Genomic DNA, 23636 nt, shown 5'->3' with positions numbered 1-23636 from the left:
CATGCACAAGCCTGCACCGTCCGCGTTCCTTTCCACTGTGCTCCGGCGCTGCGTGCGCAGCGTGCGGCTGGTTGCCGCCGCTGTCCTGCTTGCCGGCAGTGGCGCCGTGGCTGCCGAGAGCCTGACCACGGTGGCGGCCGGCAACCTGCCGGCACTGCCGGCGCAGATTGCGCCGGGCGGGCTGGTACATGTGGACGGGCGCTTGGTGGCACTCAGCCATGACGGTGCCTGGGAACTGCGCGCCGACAACAAGGCGTGGGATGCGTTGCCGGCGCCGGCCGCCGGGCAGCTCGACGGGCTTGAAGGCAGCGTTAGCGCGGCCGGGCGCACCTATCTGTTGCAGGGCCTGGATCCGCTCGGTGACCGCCTGCAGCCGGTGGTCCTGAACAACGGCGCGCTGGTTTTCGGCGCGGCCATTGCGCTGCCCGAGCCGCTGCGCAACGCGCAGGCGGCGACCCTCGGTGACGCGCTGTATCTGGTGGGCACCGATGCGGCTGGCAGCGCCCAGCTCTATCGCCGCACCGCGGCGGCGAGCACTGCCGCCTGGCAGCATCTGGAGGACCTGCCGCAGCAGGGGGTTGCCAGCGCATTGCAGGCGCAGAAAGGCGCGCTGTACCTGGGCCTGCGTACCGGCGCGGGCAGCGACCAGCTGTGGCGCCGCAACGCCGACGCCAGCTGGCAGCAGGTCGCTTCACCGAACGGCAGCCTCGTTGCCGGCTCGATGCGCGCGCTGGGCCAGGCGCACCTCCTGATGCTGGTGAAGGATGGCAGCGGCGAGACCCACGCGCGCACCTTCCACACCATCACCGATGCATGGAACACGCTGGACACCCCCGTTGCGGCCGAACCGCAGGCGGTCACGGCCTGGGGCAACGGACTGGCCTGGGCGACCGCGGGTGCCGCCGGCAGCCAGCTCCAGTACGCCGAAATGCAGGGCGGCAAGCACCTGCTGCGCTGGCTGGACTGGACGGTGATCGGCATCTATCTGCTGGCCATGATGGGCATGGGCTTCTACTTCTACCTCAAGGATAAGAACGCTTCCACGGCGGACTTCTTCGTCGGCGGGCGCTCGATTCCGTTCTGGGCAGCCGGCATCAGCCTGTATGCCACCAACACCAGCTCGATCAGCTTCATCGCCATCCCGGCCAAGGCCTTCGATACCAACTGGCAGTACCTGACCAACAACCTGATCGCGGTCGTCGGCCTGATGTTCGTGGCGGTCTGGATCGTGCCGCTGCTGCGCCGGCTGGACCTGATGAGCGTGTTCTCCTACCTGGAGACCCGCTTCCATCCGGCGATCCGCATGCTGTCCAGCGCACTGTGCATCGTGATGCAGATCGGCAGCCGCATGAGCGTGATCCTGTTCCTGCCGGCGCTGGCGATCTCCACGATCACCGGCGTGGATGTGGTCTGGTCGATCATGCTGATGGGCGTGTTCACCATCATCTACTCCACCGTGGGCGGCTCCAAGGCGGTGATCTGGACCGACGTGGTGCAGGTGATCGTGATGTTCGGCGGTGCCTTGTTCGCGATCGGCTTCATCTTCCTGCAGACCGGCGGCGACATGCCGCAGCTGCTCAGTGCGGCCGCGGCGGAGGACAAGACCAAGCTGTTTGATTTCAGCTTCGACCTGACCAAGGCCACGGTGTGGGGCTTCATCTTCCTGGTCGTGTTCGATGTGGTGCTGACCTTCCCGAAGGACCAGGTGCTGATGCAGCGCACGCTGTCCACGCGCTCGGACAAGGAAGCCGGGCGATCGATCTGGGCATTCGCCGCCATCATGATTCCCGGTGGCTTCGTGTTCTACGGGATCGGCACGGCGCTGTGGATGTACTACCGCAACAACCCGGAGCGCCTGAATCCGCTGCTGCCGATCGATGCGACCTTCCCGCTGTTCATCGCCGCCGAGCTGCCGGCCGGTGTCACCGGGCTGATCATCGCCGGCATCTTCGCGGCGGCGATGTCGACCCTGTCGAGCATCATCAACTCGATCTCCACCCTGGTTTCCGTCGATTTCTACCAGAAGCTGGTCAAGAACCCGAATGAAAAGACCGCCGTGCGCGTGGCCGAATGGTCCGGCGTGGGCGTAGGGCTGATCGGCATCGGCATCGCGCTGGTGATGAGCCGTTACGACATCCACTCGCTGTTCGACGTTTCCATCGAACTGGCCGGCCTGCTTGGCGGCGGCTTCGCCGGTGCCTACACGCTCGGCATGTTCACCCGCCGGGCCAACGCGCCGGGTGTGGCGATCGGCGTGGCCGGGTCGGTGCTGATCACCTTGGTCTGCTGGAGCATGGACCTGGTGCACCCCTACTTCTACCTGGCGATCTCCATCCTGCTGTGCATCGTGATCGGCTACGTGGCCAGCCTGTTCTTCCCGGCGCCGACCCGCTCGCTGAAGGGGCTCACCATCTACACCGATACTCCGGCCGAAGTGGCGGCCCCATGACCATCACCCCTGGCGTGGCGGCGCGCGGGCCATTGGTCCAATCGCATTACGCCGGTGGCTCGTGTAGGTTGCTGACGCGCTGAGAGGTAAACCGTGGAAACCCAGTTCCTGAGTACGTTCGTCACAGTGGTGGACCGCGGCTCCATGGCCGCCGCGGCCCGCTCGCTGCATATCACCCCGGCGGCGGTCGCCCAGCAGATCCGGACGCTGGAACGCGAGCTGGGCGCGCCGCTGATCGCCCGCGCCGGGCGAACGGTCAGCGTCACCGAGGACGGCGCGCGCATCCTGCAACGGGCGCGCGACCTGCTGCGCCAGGTCGCCGACCTGCGCAGCGTGGCCAACGAGAACGACATCGCCGGCGAGCTGCGGCTGGGTGCGTGCCCGACCGCACTGGCGGGCCTGCTGCCGGACATCCTGTCGCGGATGGTGGCGACCTTCCCGCAGATCAACGTGTTCATCAAACCGGGCTACTCTGCCGACCTGTACCGGGCCGTGGAGGCGGGCGATCTGGATGCGGCGATGGTGCTGCAGGCACCGTTCGCGCTGCCCAAGACCTGCAAGTGGCAGCAGCTTCGCGAGGAACCGCTGGTGGTGCTGGCACCGGCTCACCTGGGCAGCCGCGACCCGCACGAACTGCTGCGCGAGCAACCGCTGATCCGCTACGACCGCCACGAATGGGGCGGGCGCCTTGCCGATGACTATCTGCGGCAGGCCGGTATCGTGCCGCGCGAACGGTTCGAGCTCAATGCGCTGAACGCCATCGCGGTGATGGTCGACCGCGGGCTGGGCGTATCGCTGGTGCCGGACTGGGCCAAGCCCTGGCCGGAAGGCTTGAATGTCGTGCGCATTCCCTTGCCGCAGTGCAGCGAACCACGCCGGATCGGGGTGGTCTGGTCGCGTTCGTCGGTGCGCATCCGCCTGGTGAACGTGCTGCTGGAAGAAGCGCGCGTCGCGTTGACCGAGCCGCAACGCTGACACCACGGGTTCTCGCGTGGTGTGCGGTGCGAGGCGAAACAAATCCTAGGCTTTGAACATACCTGAGCGCAGTTCTATCGCCGTGGAGCCGCGCCTAGGCTCTCGCCTCGTTGCCGGACAGGACGTGGAGACCCGCAAGGGAACCGCATCGACCGGCGGAGGGGCGAAAGCCCACGCGCGTCATCGGTGGCGACGGCTCCCCGGCCGGCTGTCCCGCATTTCCTTTTTTTTGGGGGGGAGAAACGAATGATCAAGCCACTTTCCGCGGCCATCAGCACTGCACTGTTCGCCTGTGGCATCAGCCCTGCCATGGCGCAGAGCACGACGCCGACCGATCTGGACCAGGTGATCGTGACCGGCAGCCGGACCCCGATCTCGATCGAGAAGGTCCCCGGCGCAGTGACGGTGGTGAACCAGGAGCAGGTGCAGCGCACCCTAAACCTGACCGAAGATGCGACGGCCGTGCTGGCGCGCATGGTGCCGGGTTACTCCGAGTCCTCGCAGGCGATGAGCAACAGCGGCGAAACGCTGCGCGGCCGCGTCGCGCTGCGTCTGTTCGACGGCGTGCCGCAGGGCTCCCCGCTGCGCGAAGGCAGCCGCAATGGCACCTTCACCGACATGGGCGTGATCGGCCGCATCGAGGTCATCAACGGCCCCTCGGCCGCCGAGGGCATCGGCGGCGCCGGTGGCGTCATCAACTATCTCTCCAAGAATCCGGAAGTGGACGGTCACCAGACCACGGTGAGCACGCGCTACGGCACCCAGTTCAAGGATGACAGCGGGCAGTCCAAGATCGGCATCACCCACACCTTCAAGGGCGACGCCGCCGATTTCCTGATCAGCGGCGCCTACATCGACCGCGGCATCGCCTACGACGGCGACGGCCGTCGGGTTGGCTTGAACACCTCCGGCTCGCTGTCCGATTCCTACAGCAAGAACCTGTTCCTCAAGGGCGGCTACAACTTCGGCGAGGGCCAGATGCAGCGCATCCAGGCCAGCTACAGCAACTTCCACATCGGCGGCAAGCACAACTACATTCCGGTCGAAGGCTGCCGCTACGACGCCGTGGAGTGCCCGGTGCCGAGCACCAACACCGCCGAGAAGGGTTCGATCAAGGATTCGCTGGCCGAGTTCAACGATTTCGAGCAGTTCGCCGCCAAGTACACCCATGCCGACTTCTTCGGCGGTGACCTGAGCGTGGATCTCTATTGGGCAAAGCAGGCGATGCGTTATGTGCCGGAGAACGGTGCGGACCGCCAACTGGTCAAGCCGGCGCCGCCGGAAGACCAGCGCATCTGGGACCAGTCGGAGATCAACTCCGAGAAGAAGGGGCTGCGCGCGGCCTATGCCTACAGCGGCCTGTTCGCGGTGGAGGGCCTGCGCCTGCGCACCGGCCTGGACCTGGTGGAAGACACGGCTGAGCAGCGCCTGGCGTTGACCGACCGGGTATGGGTGCCGCCGATGAAGTACACCAGCCTGGCACCCTACGCGCAGCTGAGCTGGGACATCGGTCCGGTGACACTGGATGCGGGCATCCGCCGCGAAGATGGCCAGCTGGAGATCGACAGCTATACCACCACCGCCTACCGCGACTTCACCCCGGTGCAGGGCGGCAAGCTCGACTACAAGGCCAACCTGCCCAATTTCGGCGCGATCTGGCGCATCAGCGATGCGTGGTCGGTCTTCGCCTCGTATTCGGAAGGCTTCGGTATCGCCAACGTGGGCATCCCGCTGCGCAACATCCAGGCCAACAGCCCGTGCAAGACGGTGGCGTGCATCGCCGATCTGCAGCCGCTGATCACCAAGAACAAGGAAGTGGGCTTCAACTGGCGCGGGGAGCAGGCACAGGTCGGCATTTCGGGGTACCGCTCGACCTCCGAGTTCGGCTCATCGCTGACGGTGGACAAGGTCACCGAGGACTTCATCCTCACCCGCGCGCCGACCCGCATCGAAGGTGTTGAATTGAACAGCGCCTGGACCTTCAACGACCAGTGGAAGGCGACGCTGCTGTACTCGCGGATCCGCGGCCAGACCCAGTACTACGACGGCTCGGGCCTGAACAAGGAGATGGGCATCCTCGACATCTCGCCGGACAAGGTCAACGCCTCGCTGACCTGGACGCCGAACGATCGTTTCGATGCGACGCTGGGCGTGAGCCGTACCTTCAGCCGCGACCTGCGCGAAACCTTCGTCAATCCGTCCAACGGCGCGGTCTATCTCAACGAAGAGGATACCTACGGCTACGCGCTGTGGGACCTCAGCATGAACTACGACACCGGGACCTACGGCAAGCTGTCGCTGGGCATCGAGAACCTGCTGGACAAGCAGTACGTGCTGACCTGGTCGCAGCTGCCGGGCTGGCAGAACTTCTTCTCCGGCCGTGGCCGCATGGTGTCGCTGACCCACACCTTCACGTTCTGACCGTCACCGCGGGCCGGCGCTGCGGAGCACTGCAGCGCCGGTCCGTTTTACTTGCCTTACTCTGTCATGACGTTACCGCCACTGACAGCAGGAGAGCGGATGTACTGGCCATCGCGCGGACCGGCCCACGCCCGTCATTGCCGCCCTCGAGCATGCCTGGCCATGCTCGCGTTGCTGACGCTGATCGTCGGGCAGGCCGCGGCGTCGTTGCCGGAGCCGCCGGCTACACCGCCGGGATTGCCGGTGGTTGATGACTTCCTGCACGAATCGACCGGCCGCCAAGGCTATACCGGCGCGGTCGCGCTGGTGATCCACGACGGCAGCATCGTGCATGACGCTGCCTACGGCTGGCAGGACCTGGCCCGTGCCAGGCCGATGCGAACCGACAGCATTTTCCGCATCTATTCGATGACCAAGACGGTGGCCTCGGTGGCCGCCATGATGCTGGTGGAGGAGGGGCGGCTGGATCTGGATGATCCGGTGGCGCGCCACCTCCCCGAGTTCTCACATCTGGAGGTCTTCGCCGGGGGCACCGCCGCGGCGCCGCAGCTGCGGCCGGCGACGCAGACGCTGACCGTCCGCCATCTGCTCACCCACACCGCCGGCTTCGCTGCGGGCGGCGAGGGGTTCGAGGCCGTCACCGCACTGCTGGAACGCCAGCAGGTGCAGGCAGCGGACAGCCTGGCCGATTACACCGCCCGGTTGGCCCGCGTTCCACTCGCGACCGAGCCGGGCACGCGCTTCCGCTACGACAGCACCTCCATCGAAGTTCTGTCGCGATTGGTGGAGGTGGTGGGCGGGCTGCCGTTCGAGCAGTTCCTGCAACAACGCATCTTCCGTCCACTGGCCATGGCCGATACCGGCTTCGTGGTGCCGGCGCGCGATCGTGCGCGGGTGGTCGAGCTGACCACCATGGGCGAGCACGGTGACCTGGTGCTTGCCGATGAGGCGCACGCGCGGGAACCCGGCAGCCCGCTGCGGCCGTATCCAAGCGGGGCCGGCGGGCTGTACTCCACGGCCGGCGACTATGGCCGGTTCGCGCAGATGCTGCTCGATGGCGGGCGCCATGGCGACACGCACCTGCTTCGTCCCGCCACCGTGGCCCTGATGATGCAGAACCAGCTGGTGCATACCGCCTTGCCCAGGCCAGTGACCGAGTTCAGCGATGCCGAAGGGTTCGGCCTGGGCGGTTCGGTGCTGCTGGACCCGGCCATGAAAGGACGCACCGCATCGGTGGGTGCGTTCGGCTGGTCGGGCGCGGCCTCGACCTACTACACGATCGACCCGGCGCGCCGGCTGGTCGCGATCCTGCTGCTGCAGCACCTGCCCGGTGGCAACGACGACCTGCCGCGCATCAGTACGATGTTCTACAACCGCGTTGATGAGGCCCTAGACCCATGAGTAGTGCGGCACGTTCCACCGTTCTCGTCGCCGGCTCGGCCAATCTCGATTTCGTCGTGCGCGCCGCGCATGTGCCGGCGCCGGGTGAGACCGTGCTCGGCCATGGCTTCAGCACCTTCCCGGGAGGCAAGGGCGCCAACCAGGCCGTGGCCTGCGCGCGTGCCGGCGGTGCGACGACGCGGATGCTGCTGGCCCTGGGCGAGGATGATTTCGCCATGCCGATCGAGGCGTCGCTGCGGGACGCCGGCGTGGACCTGTCGATCGTGCGCGATCCTGCGCTGCCGACCGGCACGGCCTTCATCTGCCTTGCCGACAGTGCGGAGAACGCGATCACGGTCGCACCCGGTGCCAACCTGGCCCTGGGCGAGCAACACCTGCCCGCGCTGGACGGCGTCGACTGGCTGCTGCTGCAGCTGGAAACCCCGCTGCCCACCGTCATCGCGTATGCGCGCCGCGCCCGCCTGGCCGGGCTCAAGGTCGCCCTCAACGCAGCGCCGGCCCAGGCACTGCCCGACACGCTGCTTGCACTGCTGGATGTACTGATCGTCAATGAGGGGGAGCTCGACGTGGTCGCCGGCCATCCCCCGGACCTGGCCACGGGGCTGGCGCGGGTGCCGGTGCCCTGCGTGATCGTGACCCTGGGCGCGCGCGGCTGTCTGGCCCGGGTGAACGACACGGTGCTGCTGCAACCCGGGTTCCGCATCGATCCGACCGACACCACGGCGGCCGGCGACACCTTCTGCGGCGCGCTGGTCGCTGCGCTGGCCGACCATCAACCGATGGCGGAGGCGCTGCTTGCCGCCACCGCAGCCTCCGCGCTGGCCTGCACCCGCATGGGCGCGCAGTCGAGCATTCCCACCCGCGCCGAAGTGCTGGCGCTGCTTGCAGACCCCGCGCGCGTTCCCGATGCCGACGCCCATGCCGCGCTGGCGGCAGCGTGCGCGCGCTGATGTACCTCCTTTCCGTTTCCTGCTGGATGCCTTGCCCATGACCACGCCGTATCAGAGCCCCGACTACGACACCGACGCAGCCGACTACGGGCGTGAGGCGATCCGCACCGAGTACAAGTTCTCGCACGTGACCACCGGGCGCTACCTGCCGACCCCGGGCAAGGCGCCGGCGTGGCCGTTCGCTGACATCGGCAGCTGGATGATCGATGCCAATGCGAGTGCGGGTGATTGGCTGGAAGAACTCAAGGACTGGCGCCGCGAGCATCTGGTCCGGATTGGCTATACCGATGTGAATTACCGCCGCCCGGAACTGCAGTGGGCGCAGCGCAACTTCGTGCATGCGCAGATGATGGTCGAGGACCGCTACTTCTTCGATGCGGCCACCGGCCAGTACACCGTCGATCGATACCTGGACGATGTGACGGCGCGGTTTGGCGGGCTGGACTCGGTGCTGATCTGGTACATCTACCCGAACATCGGCATCGATGACCGCAACCAGTTCGATCTGGCGCATGACATGCCCGGCGGCCTGGCGGGATTGCGAACCGCGGTGCAGGCTTTCCAGAAGCGCGGCGTCAAAGTGTTCCTGCCGGCCAAGCCGTGGGACCACGGCACCCGCGACCCGGGCGTGACGCACTGGGATGGGCTGGCCGAGATCGTCAAGGCGGTCGGTGCCGATGGCATCAACGGCGATACCTTCAATGGTGTGCCGCGGGCGTTCTTCGATGCCTGCGATGCACGCGGCAACCCGGTGGTGGTGCAGCCCGAGTCCACCATCAGTTCCGAGGAGCAGCTGATCTGGAACGTGCAGAGCTGGGGCAAGAAGGCACCCGATGGCCCGGTGCCGCCGGTCTCCAAGTGGAAGTGGCTGGAGCCCCGCCACATGGTCAACTACGAGAACCGCTGGGGCCGCAACCGCAATCACGACCTGCAGTACTGCTTCTTCAACGGCATCGGCTACAACGCCTGGGAGAACATCTGGGGCGTCTGGAACCAGTTCACCCCGCGCGATGGCGAGGCCCTGCGCCGGATCGCCACGCTGTACCGGCAGTTCCCGCAGCTGGTGGTCTCGATGGACTGGGAGCCGTACCAGGTCTGCCTGCAGGGCGGCATTTTCGCCAGTCGGTTCCCGGGCGAGGGCATCGCGCTGCACACGTTGATCAACCGCAACGAATACGCCGTGGACGGTGAGCAGATCGCGCTGGTGCATGCGGACGGCACCCGCTACTACGATGCGTGGCATGGCCGCGCGTTGACGCCGCGGATCATCGACGGCGCGGCGTACATCGAGCTGCCGATGGAAGCGCGCGGCTTCGGCGCGATCCTGAGTGTGGCTGCAGATACCGCGGTCGAAGGTCTGGACGATTTCCTCGCGGCGACCGCCGAGCGTGCACAGCAGCCCCTCAACAGCTACTCCGCCGCGTGGCAGGCCGCTCCCCAGGAGCTGCTGGCGATCGCGAGCACGCCCCCGCAGGCCGAGACGCCGACCGGCATGATTACGATCCCGGCCGGTGAGTTCCTGTTCCAGGTGGGCGGCGTCGAGATCGAGGGCTTCACCTGGGCCGGCCTGGATGTGCAGTTCCCGTGGGAAGACTGCGCGCGCCGCCACCATCGCCGGCGCATGACGCTGGCGTCGTTCCATATCGATCGCCACCCGGTCACCAACGCAGCGTTCAAGCGCTTCCTCGATGCGAGCGGCTACCGGCCGGCCGATGATCACAACTTCCTGGCGGACTGGAAGGATGGCGCGCCGCGTGCGGGCTGGGACAACAAGCCGGTGACCTGGGTCTCGATCGAGGACGCGCGTGCGTACGCCGCCTGGGCCGGGAAGCGACTGCCGCATGCGTGGGAATGGCAGTACGCCGCGCAGGGCACCGACGGGCGCCTGTATCCGTGGGGCAACGCGTGGGATGCGGCATGCGTGCCGCGGGTCAATCGTGGCCGTCGCCTTACCCCGCCAGCCGATGTCGATGCGCATCCGCAGGGTGCCAGCCCTTTCGGAGTGGAGGACCTGGTCGGCAATGTGTGGCAATGGACCGATGAATTCAGCGATGCGCACACCCGTGCGGCCGTACTGCGTGGCGGTAGCAGCTATCAACCGCAGACCTCGCACTGGTACTTCCCGCAGGCCTACCGACTGGACCAGCACGGCAAGTACCTGCTGATGGGACCGTCCAAGGACCGTTCCGGTACGGTCGGCTTCCGTTGCGTGGTGGATGCGGCATGAACCGTCTGCATCCCGCCGCGCGCGGCATGACGCTGGTCCTGCCGCAGCAGGTCACGCTGCACGGTGTGCTCGGTGACGCGCTGACGGCCAACCGAAGCGGGCGCCTGAGTACGTTCATCGTCGATGAGCACAGCGCGCCGATCAGCATCTTCAGCCAGGCGCACAAACAGCAGAACCACGAGGGCGACTGGTACGGCGAACATGCCGGGAAATGGCTGTCGGCCACCGCACGCGCGGTGGCGCAGGGCGGGCAGCCGCGGCTGGAGGCGTCGCTGCGCCGCGTCGCCGACTGGTTGATCAGCCAGCAGGACGACGACGGCTATCTTGGCAACTATGCGGCCGAGCGGCGCTTCACGGTGCCGCAGCCGCCCAAGCCGGAAAGCTGGAACGGCGAGCCGGCGCTGCGCACCTGGGACATCTGGACGCACAGCTATCTGATCCTGGGGTTCCTGGAAACATGGCGCGCGCTGGGCAATGCTGCCTATCTGCAGGCCGCATGCCGGATCGCGGACCTGTGCTGGCAGGCGCTGGAGTCCGGGATCGACATCACCACCCTGGGCAATCATCACGGCATGTCCGCCACGGTGCTGCTGGATCCAGCGGCGGATCTCTACCTGGTCACGGGTGAGCCGCGCTACCTGGCGTTGGCCGAGCGCATCCTGGCGCAGGCCAACGCGAACCCGCGGCTGGCGCTGCTGGACAAGGCGCTGGCCGGTGAGGATGCGGCGTTCATCGCCACGGGCAAGGCTTACCAGCTCAGCTGGAACCTGGTCGGGCTGGCCAAGCTGTACAAGGCCACCGGGCATGCCGACCATCGCCAGGCCCTCGATCATCTCTGGCACAACATCCGCGAGCAGCACCTCACGCTGGGCGGCGGGCCGTGGGGTGGGGTCGCACACCGATCGCGTGAAGTGTTCAATGCGCCGCGCACCTTCTTCCCGCAGGCCTATGTCGAGACCTGCTCGGTGCTGGCGTGGATGCAGCTCAACCGCGAACTGCTGGCCATTACCGGCCATGCACGCTACGCCGACGAACTGGAGCGCACCGCCTACAACGATCTGCTGGCGGCGATGGCCCCCAATGGCGAGGACTGGTGCTATTACACCTATCCCAATGGCCGGCGCGTGCACACGACGTACTGGCGCTGCTGCAAGTCGAGCGGCGCGATGGCGGTGGAAGAGCTGCCGCAGGTGGCCTATGGGATCGCGGCCGACGGCGGGCTGCGGGTCAACCTCTACGGACCGGGGGAGGCCACGCTGCTGCATGCGCAGGCCGGCGCGGTGACCCTGCTGCAGGCGACCCGATTCCCCTTCGACGGAACGGTGACGATCACCGTGCTGCCCGAATGCATCGCAACCTTCGATATCGGTGTGCGGATACCGCACTGGACCACGGGCGCGCGCATCGAGGTCAACGATCAGCCCGTGGCCGCCGAGGCGGGTGCGGACGGGTTCGTGCAGGTGCACAGGACCTGGCAGTCCGGCGACACCCTGCGCGTGTACCTGCCGATGCAGCCGCGCCTGCACCGGGCGGCCAATATCAACGTGCAGGAATCGCGTGCGCCGGATGGCGCGCCGGTGGCGCAGGAGGTACTGCGTTGGGAGTACGTGGGGCTGAGCTACGGGCCGCTGGTGTATGCCACCGGTCTGATTGACGGCTACAAGACAGACGAGACGGTACGCCTGCCTGACCTGCCGCCCTCGCAGTGGCTGCAGGTGGGTGAGGATGGTGGCGAGGGTGCGTCGATCACCCTGCAGCTGGACTGCCGTGGCCCCCTGATGTTCGAGCCCTACTACCGGTGCGGTGGCCGCGATCACGGCAGCTGGCGCCTGAGCTGGCTGTCGCTGGCGCCCTCGGACTGACGCCCTGGCGGTGTTCGGCGGCCACGCAGCCGCCGACGCCGCAGCGTGCTTTTTGTCCACGCAGAACATACCCACACGATCTGTTTCTTCCCGCTGCCCAGGAGGAAACTTCCCTCAAGGTATCGAGTGTAGTGACCATGACCGGAAGCACCCCCAGTTCTCCATTCGCCATTGCCCAGCGGGAGGGCGCCATCGGGCCGTTGAGCGGCATCCGCGTGCTGGACCTGAGCGCCTACATCGCCGGCCCCTACGGCTGCACGCTGCTGGCCGACCAGGGCGCGGAGGTGATCAAGGTGGAGCCGCCGGTCGGCGACAACCTGCGCCGCTATCCGTCCACGCTGGAGGCGGAGAGCCGGGCGTTCCTCGGTGTGAACCGGTCCAAGCGGGGCGTGGTGCTGGATCTGAAGCAGCCCGACCAACGTGCGGTGCTGATGCGCCTGGTGCGCGAGGCCGACGTACTGGTCCACAACTTCCGGCCCAGCGTGCCGGTGCGCCTGGGTATCGATTTCGACAGCCTGCACAAGCTCAACCCGCGCCTGGTGTACTGCTCGGTCACCGGCTATGGCGAGCAGGGGCCACTGAAAGACAAGGCCGGCTACGACCAGGTGCTGCAGACCATGACCGGCATGTGCACGATGCAGGGCAAGACGGGCGGCGCTCCGGAGATCCTGTATGGCTCGGTCGTCGATTACTACGCGGCGGCGCTGGTGGCGGCCGGTGTGTCGTCGGCCCTGTACGAGCGCGAGCGCAGTGGCGAGGGCCAGTTCGTCGGGGTGTCGCTGCTGCGCAGTGCGCTGACGATGCAGTCGGCGCGGATGATCTGGGCCGAGGGCGAGCCGGAGGGAGTGGGTCGCGATATGCGCTCTGGCGGTGTCACCGGCATCCATCCCACCGCGGACGGGTATCTGTACATCTCGGCCAATACGCCGCGCTTCTGGCAGGCCCTGTGCGAGCGGATCGGGCTGCCGGAGTTGGCAGCCGATGTGCGCTATGACACGGTGCGCAAACGTGCCACGCATGCCGAGGTACTGCTGCCGCAGCTGCACGCGGCGCTGGCCGCACGCAGTGCGCTGGCATGGGAGACCTTGTTCGGTGAAGAGGTGCCCTGCGCGGCCGCGCGCCAGGTGGAGGATATGTTCGACCATCCACAGGTGCTGGCCGAGGCGATGATCACGTCGCTGCCGCATCCGCTGCTCGGCAGCTATCGCGGCATCACCCGGCCGATCGTGTTCGGCCGCACGCCTGGCCCGGAGCCGTTCGCGGCACCGGTGTTCGACCAGGACACGGCCGCGGTCGCTGCGCTGGCGTCGCTGTCCAAACTCTCCCAGCTGCGTGATCTGTCCGTGGTGGTTGCCGATACCGGCGATGTCGAAGCGATCAAGCGCTTGAAGCCGGTCGACTGCACGACCAATCCCACCCTGGTGAAGAAGGCGCTGGATCTGCCGGTGTACGCCGATCTGATCGACAGCGCGCTGGCCTGGGGCCGCGAGCAGGGTGGCGAGCGCGAGGCGGTCGTGCATGAAGTGGCCGATCGGCTGACGGTGGGCGTGGGTACGCTGCTGAGCACGCTGGTGCCGGGCCGGGTCTCGACCGAGGTCGATGCGGACCAGGCGCACGATACGGCGGCGACGGTGGCCAAGGCGCGCCAGTTCATCGCGATGTACGAAGCGGCCGGCGTGCCGCGCAGCAAGGTGCTGATCAAGATCGCGGCGACCTGGGCAGGCGTGGGGGCGGCACGCCAGCTGCAGGCCGAGGGGATCGACTGCAACCTGACGCTGATCTTCAACCCGACCCAGGCGCTGGCCTGCAGCGAGGCCGGCGCGTTCCTGATTTCGCCGTTCGTGGGCCGCATCCTGGACTGGTATGTGGCCAATGGTCAGGCGCCGGCGACCATCGATGAAGATCCGGGCGTGGTGTTCGTGCGCGGCGTGTATGCCGAGTTCAAGCGCCGCGGTTCGCCGACGGTGGTGATGGGCGCGTCGTTCCGTTCGACGGCGCAGATCGAGGCGCTGGCGGGCTGTGATCGCCTGACGATCTCGCCGGAGCTGCTGGAGAAGCTGGAGGCCGATCACGGCGAACTGCCGCGCAGGCTGGTGGCCGGTGCGGCCGAATCCGTGCAGGTGACGCCGATCGATGGCGCGCGGTTTGCGGCGGATCTGGCGGCCGATCCGATGGCGACGGAGAAGCTGGCGAGCGGCATCGATGCGTTCGCCAAGGATCTGGAGGCGTTGCGCCAGACGATCCGCGAGCGGTTGTAGGGAGGCCTCCGCTCTCTGGCTGCCTCCTGAACCAATGCAACGGCCTTGACGCGGCCTCCACCTGAATTCACCCGGGCTTGCCGCAGTCAGGCAGACACTCGATCCATGTTCCATAAACAGGGATCGACCATGAAGACGAGCATCCGCGTGTTGTGCCTGGGCAGTTTGCTGGCGGTGTCGGCCGTTGCCGGCGCACAGACTTACGGCCCCAAGGACGAAGGACGCCGCTTCAACGACGGCAGCAAGGTTGTCTGCCATAACGTCGATGTCCAGCGTAATTCCCGGGATCCCAACCGCATCACCGGCACCGCGACCGGTGCCGTGGTAGGCGGTCTCCTGGGCAACCAGGTTGGCGGCGGCAATGGCAAGAAGCTGGCCACGGTCGCCGGTGCAGTTGCAGGCGGCGCCGCCGGGCGTCAGATCCAGGGCAACCAGCAGTCCAAGAACGGCGACCGCGTGGTCGAGCGTCGCTGCGAGCGCCAGTACCGCTGATCCAGCCCTTCCTGATCGAAACCCGCATGGGGGCGACGGTTGAGGGGCGGGGAAATGCAGAAAGAAATGGCGGCCTTCGGGCCGCCATTTCGTTTTGCCGTCTTTGTCACGCGGTTGAAGCATCCTCGTACGTCTGCGCACGTTACGCGCGGACATCGAGGCGGGGGCGGATCAGCGCAGCGGCGGACTGCCGGCCAGCGTCCGTGCGCCGGTGATGATCATCCGCAGCATCTGGGTCAACTGTTCGATCAGCTCCGGATCCTTCTCCGGCGGCAGATCCACCGCGGTCGCACCCATCGCGAACACCAGGCGGGTGATCGCCTTGGAGGCCAGGGCCGGCTCGTGCAGCCGCGCGCCATCGGCGGCGGCCAGGCGGATCAGATCGACCCGCAGTTCGTCTTCGAAGTAATTCAGCTCGCGATCGACGGCGTGCTTGAACGCATCCGAGCCGGCCGTGCCCTCGCGCAACAGCACGTGCAGCAGGCGGTCGTCGGCACGCAGCTGTTCCATGAAGGTCTCCACCGACAGCCGGATCACGCTGCGATCGGAGGAGGCCGCGCGCTGGCGGGCCTCGCCGATGATGGTGCGCAGCGAACGCCCGGCCAGGTCGATCAGCGCCACGGTCAGCTCGTCCATGTCGCGGAACTGGCGGTAGAACGAGTTCGGGGCGATCCCGGCTTCACGCGCGACCTCGCGCAGGCTCAGCGTCGAGACGCTGCGGTGCGGCCCGATCAGGGCCAATGCCGCGGCCAGCAGATCCTCGCGTGAGATCGAGGCTTTGCGCGCGGGATGGGCGTCGTCGGAGGCGGGCAGGGGCAGGTCTGGGGAGGTCATCGGGGGCAGGGCAGTCAAGTCCCTGAATCATAGCCCGTCCCGGCCATATACAACTGTATACACAGTCGTATGCTCGGCCGTATAGTGCGCAGCATGAGCACCGTCCCGCGCATCGCCGCCCGCCGTCACGCCGCCAGCCCCCGCCGCTGGGTCTCCGAGGAGCTGTTCGACTTCTGGGGCACCCGCCTGCATCCGCTGTGGACCTTGCGTCGCCCGTTGGCGCGGCTGGTATCGCGCACTGCCGAGAGCGCGGATGCCGTCACCCTGGTGCTCAAGCCCAACCGCCATTTCCGCGGCCTGCTGCCGGGCCAGCACATCACCCTGGGCGTGGAGGTCGACGGCCGCCGGCTGTCGCGCAGCTACAGCCCCACCGTGCTGGCCGATGGCCGGCTGGCGATCACCGTCAAGGCGATCGCCGGCGGCGCGGTCAGCCAGCACCTGGCCCGGGCCGCGGTGATTGGAGACGTGTTCGAACTCGGCCAGGCCTTCGGTGAGATGACCCTGCCCGCAGCGCACGGCGAGCGCCTGTTGCTGCTGGCAGCCGGCAGCGGCATCACCCCGATGCGCGCCCTGCTGCGCCAACTCGACGCCTCCGGCATGCCGGCGCCGGTGGACCTGGTGTACTGGGCACGCCGCCGCGAGGAACTGTGTTTCGCCGAGGAGTTGGCGGCGCTCGCCGCACGGCATCCCTCGTTCTCGCTGCATATCGCGCTGACCCGCGATCCGGCCGCACCGGCCCCGCGCGTGGACGCGTTCGCGTTCGAGGCGCTGGGTGACCTGGGCAGTGCGCGCGCCTTGGTGTGCGGCCCCGGCGGGTTTGTCGACGCCGCCCAGGCACGCCTGCAGGGTCGTGTCGCCTCGCTGCAGTCCGAAGCCTTCACCCCACCGGTCCTGCCGGCGGCGGAAACGGGCACCGTGCAGGTCGAGCTGCGTCGCAGCGGCCGCACGCTGTCCCTGCCGCGGGGCACCTCGCTGCTGCAGGCGCTGGAAGCCGAAGGGCTGCGCCCGGCCAGTGGCTGCCGCATGGGCATCTGCAATACCTGTGTCTGCGGCAAGGTGTCCGGCGTCACCCGCCACACCCTGACCGGCGAGCACGCGGCCGAACCGGCCACGCAAGTGAAGCTGTGCGTGAACAGCGCCAGCACCGACCTGATCCTGGAGCTGTGACCATGTCTTCCGTGCACAACCGCGCGCTGTCCCCGGCCGAACTGCAGGCCTTCGGCGATGAACTCGATGCACTGCGCGCGCGCCAGCTGGCGACGCTCGGTGCGCGCGACGCGCGCTACATCCGCCGCGTCGTTGCCGCCGTCCGCTGGACCGGCGTGGCCGGCCGTGCGCTGCTGTTCCTCGGCGCGTTCGTGCACAGCGTGCTGATCCCGGCGTGGATCGCCGGCGTGGTGATGCTGGCGCTGTCCAAGATCCTGGAGAACATGGAGCTGGCGCACAACGTCATCCACGGCCAGTACGACTGGATGGGGGATCCGCAGCTGCAGGGCAGCACCTACGAATGGGATATCGTCGGCACCGCCGACGCCTGGCGCAAGACCCACAACTTCCGCCATCACACCTACACCAATGTGCGCGGGCTGGACGACGATATCGGCTATGGCCTGCTGCGCATCTTCCCCGAGCAGCGCTGGCGCCCGTTCTACCTGATGCAGCCGGTGGTCGCGGTGGTGTTCGCGCTGCTGTTCGAGTGGGGCATCGCCATACAGGACCTGCGCCTGGGCCGCGTGTTCGCCGGCAAGATGACGCTGCGCCAGCTGGGGACGCAGTTCCGCCCGGTCGGCCGCAAGATGGGCAAGCAGATGTTCAAGGACTACCTGCTGTTCCCGGCGCTGGCCGGCCCGTTCTTCCTGCCGGTGCTGCTGGGCAACGTGGTGGCCAACCTGATCCGCAACGTGTGGACCTACGTGATCATTTTCTGCGGTCATTTCACCGCCGACGCCGAGACCTTCCCGAAGGAATGCGTGCGCGATGAAAGCCGCGGCCACTGGTACCTGCGCCAGCTGCGCGGCTCGTCCAACCTGACCGGCGGCAAGCTGATGAACGTCCTGTCGGGCAACCTCAGCCACCAGATCGAACACCACTTCTACCCGGATATCCCGGCCAACCGCTACGCCGCGGTCGCGGTCGAGGTGAAGGAGATCTGCGCGCGTTACGGCCAGCACTACAACACCGGTTCGCTGCCGCGCCAGTTCGGCCAGGTGATGTGGCGGATCGTGCGCCATGCCTTCCCGAGCAGGCCGGGCCGCGCGCGCGCGCTGCCGGCGGTAGGTGAGGCGAGCCGCCAGCCGGGCTGATCAGAGCGGGAGTTCGAGCTGGAGGCGCAGCAGCGGCGAAGCCCTGCGTTGCCGTCGCAGCTGCTCGGTGCCTTCGTCGCTGATCCGCGATTGCCCGGTGTGCAGCGACGGGTGCAGCGTGTTGTTGAGGCTCAGCCGTAGTTTGCTGCCTGCGCGCAGCGACCACAGCGAATACAGGTCCAGCTCGCGTGCGTAGGCGCTGGTCTCGAACTGTCCGGGACTGACCTGCACCGAACCGCCGGTCCGGTAGGTGTAGCTGCCGCCGACCGTCCAGCCGGTGCGGATCAGATAGTCCGCGCCCAGCGTGCTGCTGAAGCGCACCTGCTCATCGAGGCGGTTGTCCGGACCGGGCACATCGTCCACGCGCGAATCGTTGGCCGTCGCATTGAAGCGGAGCGCCACATCCGGTGCACCGGCGATCACCTGCGGCAGGCGCAACGCGGTATCCATCTCCACGCCCCAGGTCATCGCGGTGCCGCCGTTCACCGGCGAGGCCACCCAGCGCCCGTCCTGCAGATGCGTTTCGGTGCGGATCACGTCCGTGATCCGTCGCACATAGCCCCCCACACTGAGCTGCGCGCCCTGCTTGCCGTAGGCCTCGTAGGACAGGTCCAGCCCGGTCGCCAGCTCTGGGCGCAGCGCAGGGTTGCCGCGTTCATCGGGATTGAGCGGGCGGTTGTTGGTGGAGGTGTACGGACGGGGGATCAGCGATGCCAGCGTGGGCGAGCGATAGGTGCGGGTAAGCGCGACGCGCAGCTGATCGCTCCTGGTGCCGGGAATTTTCCAGAGCGACTGCAGCACAGGCGACACTATCTGCTCGCGCCGATGGATGCCGCTGAATCCGCTGCCTTCACTACGCGTATCGATCTGCTCCCAACGCGCCCCGGCATAGACCGACCAGCGCTCGCTGAGGGTGATGTCGTCCTGGGCATACAGCGCCAGCCGCCGGATGCGGGCGTCGAAGGCCAGGTCACTGAACCACTCCGCTTCCCCGCCGACCGGCAGCAGGTGCTGCACCCGCGACTCGTCACGACGATCCTCGCTGCCTTCCCAACCGAGCTGCAGCGCATGACGCCCGCGGGTTGGCAGCGTGTATTTGCCGGTGCTGTTGAGGTCGCGCACGCTCAGCCGCGCATCGGTGTGGTCGTCCAGGTTCTGTTGCCCCTCCGGTGACCGACCCTGCTCGCGGTAGGCATAGCGCTCGCGATTGCCGCCGAGGCGAAGTCGGGTGGTGAATGTGCCGCCCTGTTCGAAGGCGCGCGTCCACGTCACGCTGCCGTTTGCCTGGGCGACATCGATGCGCGTGCGTTGTTGATACCGACTGGTCCGCAGTGGCGAGCCGAGTGTGCTGATCCAGTCGATGTCAGTGACGCGGTTGAACCGGCTGGCATCGACGAGGCCCTGCAACGCAAGCGTGTCGCCGTTCTCCAGCGTGGCTTCCAGGCTGGGGGCCAGCGAGAGCACATCGCGGTTCCCGCCCGCGCGCAGGGTGGTGTCGCGCAGCACGGTCGGGGTTCCCTCCGGGTCCCACGCGCGTTCGGTGCCGGTTTCCTCGACGAGGAATTCGCGACGCGATGCGGTCGCCGTGATCGCACTGCTGCGATGTCCGGCGCGCCGGTTGCGCTGCCAGCTGGCCGAGGGCGTGTTGCGGCCATTGCTGCTGCCCCAGGCCACCGTCAGCTGGTCGGCATCCGTGCGTGCACCGGCGACCAGCACGATGTTGATCGAACCGGCGATCGCTTCGCCACGCTGGTCGGCGGTCGGCGCGCGGATGATCTCCACCCGCTCGACCATCTCCGGCGTGAGTGACTCCAGATCGAAGCCGGTGGGCGCTTTCTGGCCATTGAGCAGGATCTGGGTGTAGCCCGCGCCCAACCCCCGCAGCGACAGCGCGCCGCTGCGACCGGGGGCGCCGGTGCCGACGGTGATGCCCGGCAGGCGTTTGAGCGCATCGACCAGGCCGAGGTCACCGTACTGGCGCAGCGCCGCGGCGCCGATCACGATCCGGGTGGCGGTGTCGTCGCGGCGGATGTCGTAGGCCTGCGCCTGCACCTGCACGGTGTCCAGCGCGGTGGTCGGCGGGGGCGCTGGCGCGGGGAGTGACTGCGCAGCGCTCGAGAACGCGGTGCACAGCGGGGCCAGGGCCAGGACGATGCGGAACGAAGGGGTCATGGGCGATCCGTGCAGAAGGGCCAGGGACGCATTTCGCGGGGCAACACGCGCCCCTCCTGTGGCCAGGCAAACGAAATGCAGCGGTGGTTTCGGGGGAGCGGCTTAGCGGGTCATGGCAGGTGCGCCTGCGGATCGACGCGCTCACCGTTGCGCAGCATTTCCAGATGCAGGTGCGGGCCGGTCACGCGCCCGGTGCTGCCGACCCGTGCGATCTGCTCGCCGGCATGCACCTGCTGGCCGACCGCCACGTCCACACCCTGCAGGTGGGCGTACAGCGTCTGCCACCCCTGGCCGTGGTCGATCACCACCACCGTGCCGTACTGCGGGCCATCGGGGTAGGCGGTCGTTGCGGCCACGACGCGGCCGTCCGCCGGCGCCAGCACGGGCGTGCCCGGCCGCGCACCGAAATCGGTGCCGCGATGCGGGCGCTGACGGATGCTGCCGGTGTCGCCGAAGCGACCGGTGATCCGCGGGGTGGCCAATGGCGCCTGGAACAGCATCTCGATGGGGGTGTTGCCCATCGGCGGCAGCGGCAATGCGGCGTGGGTGGTCGTGTTCAGCGCCGGGGCACTCGGGGTGACAGAGCCTTGCAGCGGTCGCGCGGTGCTGGCCTGCATCACCATCAGCGCGCAGCCGATGATCAGTGCGCTGCCCAGCAGCACGGCACGTCGTGATCCCGACAGTGGCCTTGCAGCATCGCCATGCAGCATGTGGCGGATGCGGATTTCATGCCCGGCCAGATCGCGGTGGGTCAGCGCGGTGGAGGGCCGGTGGGCCGCTGCGGAAAGTCGCAGCGTGTGTACGTAGGCTGCAGCGAACTCGCGCCCGCGGTCGGCATCACCGGCGAGTGCATGTGCATCACAGCGCAGCTCCGCCGCCAACTGCACACGCGCACCGATCCGGGCCAGGAACGGGTTGCACCACAGCAGCGCATTGAACACCGCCATCAGCCCGGCGCGTTGGGGATCGCGGCGCATCAGGTGAGCCGCTTCATGGCCGAGGATCAGGCACAGGGCACGATCATCCAGCGCCTGCAGTGCCGAGGCCGGGAGCACGATCAAGGGCCGAGGCCAGCGCACCGCGAACGGGCTCACCGGCAACGCGCTCACCCGGCAGGCGATGCCGGCCGACCGCAGCCTAAGCGCGGAAGCCCGACTGCGCGGGCCTGGCCAGGCTTCCGGCGCGATCGGCGTCGTCGCGCGGCACAGCCGGCCCGTTGCCCGCGTGCCGAGCAGGACGCGCAGCAATGCGACACCAACGCCGATCAGGTAGAGCGCGGCCAGCAACGGGGCGGTGGCCGGACGCGACCAGCCGGACGCCATTACGCTTCGGTCCGTCGCACCGGAATCGCCCAGGTCCAGCGCGAGCGGCAAGGGCATGCTCAATGCCGCTGGCAATGAGACGAGTGGTGCGGGCGCCCACAGCGCCAGTACGGCCGACAGCAGCACCGGCATCACCGCCAGCAGCCACAGCCCCATCCAGTAGCCCTGCGCGGCGTGGGAGAGACCCAGCCGCCGGTGGAGACGTTGGCCGGCGGCCCACGCGAGCCAGCCACCGGCCACGGCGCCGGCCCCATGCACCACCCAGAACCCGAGCGTCGGCAGGGTCATGCCGGGTCATCCTGAGCAGGGGTGCGCAGCAGGGCATCGAGCTGCTGAAGTTCCTGCTCGCTGAGCAGGCGGCTGTCGGCGAAGGCCTGCGCCGGCAATGCGCCGTCGAGCTCCAGCACCCGGCGCGCAAAGTCGGTGCTGAGCGCGGCCAGCGTGGCGACCTTACCCACCTTCGCGCGGTACATGTTCAAGCCGTGCTCGACGGTTTCCTCTACCAGACCTTTGTCGACCATCCGTTCCAAGGTCTTGCGGGTGGAGGAATAGGACCAGTCCAGTGCGGCCACCGCACCGTTGTGCACTTCGCGCGCGCTGCATGCGCCTTGGCGCCAGAGCGCTTTGAGCAGTTCCAGCTCGGCATTGGAGGGGGTAGGCAGCGCGGACATGACACTCCAGATGTGGCGGGGTGTCGCAAGTGTGCGACACATGTCGCATGTCATGCAACAGGTTGGTCATTGGTGCGGACCAATGCCGTCGACGGCCGGTCAGTCGCTCTCGCCGATCCTGCCTTCGGCCAGCGGCACCCGCGAGCCGTCCAGCAGGCCGCGGCTGAGCGTGCCGTTCTCGATGAACAGCAGCTCGCCGTTCTCGCCGTTCTTGATGCTGCTGTCGATGGCGATGATGCGGTCGCCGTGGAAGCTGCTGACATGCGGCATCGAGGTGTGGCCGACCACGATGCGGGCGAGGTCCAGCTGTTCGAGCAGCGTCTCCACCTGGGCGGTGTCCATGCGGCCATCGAAGTAGCCGCGGTACCAGATCGGGCTGGTCTTGCCGTCGAACAGGCGGGCGGTGTCCGGCGCGGCCTTGACCTGTTCCTTGGGCAGGCCGACCGCCGCTTGATAACCGGCATTGGTCGTGTCCATCCCGCGGACCAGGTCCAGGTTCTCCGGCGCGATGCCGCCGTGCAGGAACAGGGTGTCGCCGATGCGCAGCAGCACCGGCCGGGTGCGCAGCCACTGGCCGATCGTCGAATCGGGGCCATACAGCGCCGGATAGGCGCGGCCGAGCAGCTGCGCGGATTTGAGGTACTTCGGGTTGACGTAGCGCAGGTCGTTGTAGAGCACCATCGTCTCGTGGTTGCCGAGCACGAAGTGCACCGCACCACCGGCGGCCGCGGCCTGCTGCTGCAGGCTGTACAGCAGCCAGAAGGCCTCGGTGACCTGCGGGCCGCGGTCGAACACATCGCCGGCCACCACCAGCGTGGCGTCGCCCAGCGCCCAGTGGTCATCATTGTCGATCACGTGGTGGGCGCGCAGCAGTTTTACGAGCAGGCCGTACTGGCCGTGGATGTCCGACAGCGCGACGATCCGCGGCGTGGCCGGAAACCGCGCGATTTCCGCGGTGCGCGGCGGCAGCACGGTCAGCGGGTGCGGATAGCCGCATGCGGGCGCGACCACGGTGGTTTCGCCGCGTGCCGGCAGTGTGCGGCGGATCACCTGGTCCTTGCATACCCAGGCCGCTTCCAGCCCCGTGGCGGTACGGAATACGTACGGTCCATCGGCGTCCACATGCTCGGCCGGCGCCGCCACCTCGCGCGCGTTGCCCAGCAGCGGCGTCATCAGCAGTGCCGACTGGAGCAGCAGCAGGGCAGGGCGGGTCAGGGCGCGGCGGATCGACATCGGGGTGTTCCTGTGGCGGACGGCAATGCGGCGATGCTACGCCGCACGGAGCGCGCCGGGCATGCG

At 67.8% G+C, this 23636-nt stretch carries 16 protein-coding genes and 1 pseudogene; 12 read left to right on the top strand and 5 right to left on the bottom strand.

Features of this window, described 5'->3' with window-relative positions; translation table 11 throughout:
- Position 1: 1 nt before the first annotated feature.
- The 10 genes and pseudogenes from HDC96_RS07960 to HDC96_RS07915 all read left to right on the top strand — a co-directional run bounded on the left by HDC96_RS07960 (position 2) and on the right by HDC96_RS07915 (position 15035).
- Positions 2–2449, top strand: coding sequence for a sodium:solute symporter (locus tag HDC96_RS07960; protein ID WP_179459447.1), 2448 nt, complete (start codon positions 2–4; stop codon positions 2447–2449).
- Between the two features lie 93 nt (positions 2450–2542).
- Entirely contained in the window at positions 2543–3424 is an 882-nt protein-coding gene (locus HDC96_RS07955) for a LysR family transcriptional regulator (RefSeq protein WP_179459446.1), read from the top strand.
- Positions 3425–3670: 246 nt separating this feature from the next.
- The gene (locus tag HDC96_RS07950; protein WP_179459445.1) at positions 3671–5845 is read left to right on the top strand and encodes a TonB-dependent receptor; all 2175 of its coding nucleotides are present in this window, start codon (positions 3671–3673) and stop codon (positions 5843–5845) included.
- 162 nt (positions 5846–6007) lie between these two features.
- Positions 6008–7246, top strand: a complete 1239-nt coding sequence (locus HDC96_RS07945) for a serine hydrolase domain-containing protein (RefSeq protein ID WP_179459444.1) — start codon at positions 6008–6010, stop codon at positions 7244–7246.
- A complete protein-coding gene (locus tag HDC96_RS07940) occupies positions 7243–8196 on the top strand; it encodes a ribokinase (protein ID WP_179459443.1) in 954 nt (317 codons plus the stop codon). Before HDC96_RS07945 ends, HDC96_RS07940 begins: the two co-directional genes overlap by 4 nt.
- A 37-nt stretch (positions 8197–8233) precedes the next feature.
- Positions 8234–10423, top strand: a complete 2190-nt coding sequence (locus tag HDC96_RS07935) for an SUMF1/EgtB/PvdO family nonheme iron enzyme (RefSeq protein WP_179459442.1) — start codon at positions 8234–8236, stop codon at positions 10421–10423.
- Positions 10420–12285, top strand: a complete 1866-nt coding sequence (locus HDC96_RS07930; protein ID WP_257018611.1) for a glycoside hydrolase family 127 protein — start codon at positions 10420–10422, stop codon at positions 12283–12285. Before HDC96_RS07935 ends, HDC96_RS07930 begins: the two co-directional genes overlap by 4 nt.
- 137 nt (positions 12286–12422) lie before the next feature.
- A pseudogene (locus tag HDC96_RS07925) lies at positions 12423–13559 on the top strand (CoA transferase); the annotation flags it as partial.
- Positions 13560–13586: 27 nt separating this feature from the next.
- Complete coding sequence (locus HDC96_RS07920; protein WP_179459650.1) at positions 13587–14543, top strand: transaldolase; 957 nt, start codon at positions 13587–13589, stop codon at positions 14541–14543.
- Between the two features lie 129 nt (positions 14544–14672).
- Complete coding sequence (locus HDC96_RS07915) at positions 14673–15035, top strand: glycine zipper 2TM domain-containing protein (RefSeq protein WP_179459441.1); 363 nt, start codon at positions 14673–14675, stop codon at positions 15033–15035.
- A 171-nt stretch (positions 15036–15206) separates the two neighbouring features.
- Here HDC96_RS07915 and fabR read toward each other — a convergent pair whose 3' ends face one another.
- A complete protein-coding gene (gene fabR, locus HDC96_RS07910; protein WP_026069985.1) occupies positions 15207–15869 on the bottom strand; it encodes an HTH-type transcriptional repressor FabR in 663 nt (220 codons plus the stop codon).
- A 93-nt stretch (positions 15870–15962) separates the two neighbouring features.
- Between fabR and HDC96_RS07905 the strand changes: the two genes are divergently transcribed.
- Both HDC96_RS07905 and HDC96_RS07900 read left to right on the top strand, forming a co-directional pair.
- Entirely contained in the window at positions 15963–17036 is a 1074-nt protein-coding gene (locus HDC96_RS07905; protein ID WP_179459440.1) for a ferredoxin reductase, read from the top strand.
- Between the two features lie 2 nt (positions 17037–17038).
- Positions 17039–18172 (top strand): acyl-CoA desaturase, encoded by a 1134-nt coding sequence (locus HDC96_RS07900; RefSeq protein ID WP_179459439.1) that lies wholly within the window; start codon positions 17039–17041, stop codon positions 18170–18172.
- Here the strand turns inward: HDC96_RS07900 and HDC96_RS07895 are convergent, their stop codons facing one another.
- The 4 genes from HDC96_RS07895 to HDC96_RS07880 all read right to left on the bottom strand — a co-directional run bounded on the left by HDC96_RS07895 (position 18173) and on the right by HDC96_RS07880 (position 23570).
- On the bottom strand, positions 18173–20344 hold the full coding sequence (locus HDC96_RS07895; protein ID WP_179459438.1) for a TonB-dependent receptor: 2172 nt from the start codon (positions 20342–20344) through the stop codon (positions 18173–18175).
- A gap of 110 nt (positions 20345–20454) precedes the next feature.
- Positions 20455–21954: a M23/M56 family metallopeptidase gene (locus HDC96_RS07890; protein WP_179459437.1), complete on the bottom strand. Its 1500-nt coding sequence runs from the start codon at positions 21952–21954 to the stop codon at positions 20455–20457.
- A complete protein-coding gene (locus tag HDC96_RS07885; RefSeq protein WP_179459436.1) occupies positions 21951–22337 on the bottom strand; it encodes a type III secretion system needle length determinant, SpaN/EivJ family in 387 nt (128 codons plus the stop codon). Before HDC96_RS07885 ends, HDC96_RS07890 begins: the two co-directional genes overlap by 4 nt.
- A 99-nt stretch (positions 22338–22436) precedes the next feature.
- Positions 22437–23570, bottom strand: coding sequence for a metallophosphoesterase (locus HDC96_RS07880; protein ID WP_179459435.1), 1134 nt, complete (start codon positions 23568–23570; stop codon positions 22437–22439).
- Positions 23571–23636 lie beyond the last annotated feature (66 nt).

The organism is Stenotrophomonas sp. JAI102 (assembly GCF_013409105.1).
GTDB lineage: Bacteria > Pseudomonadota > Gammaproteobacteria > Xanthomonadales > Xanthomonadaceae > Stenotrophomonas > Stenotrophomonas maltophilia_AA.
Note: the sequence above shows the minus strand (reverse complement) of the source record. Positions and strands in the feature narration are given on the sequence as shown.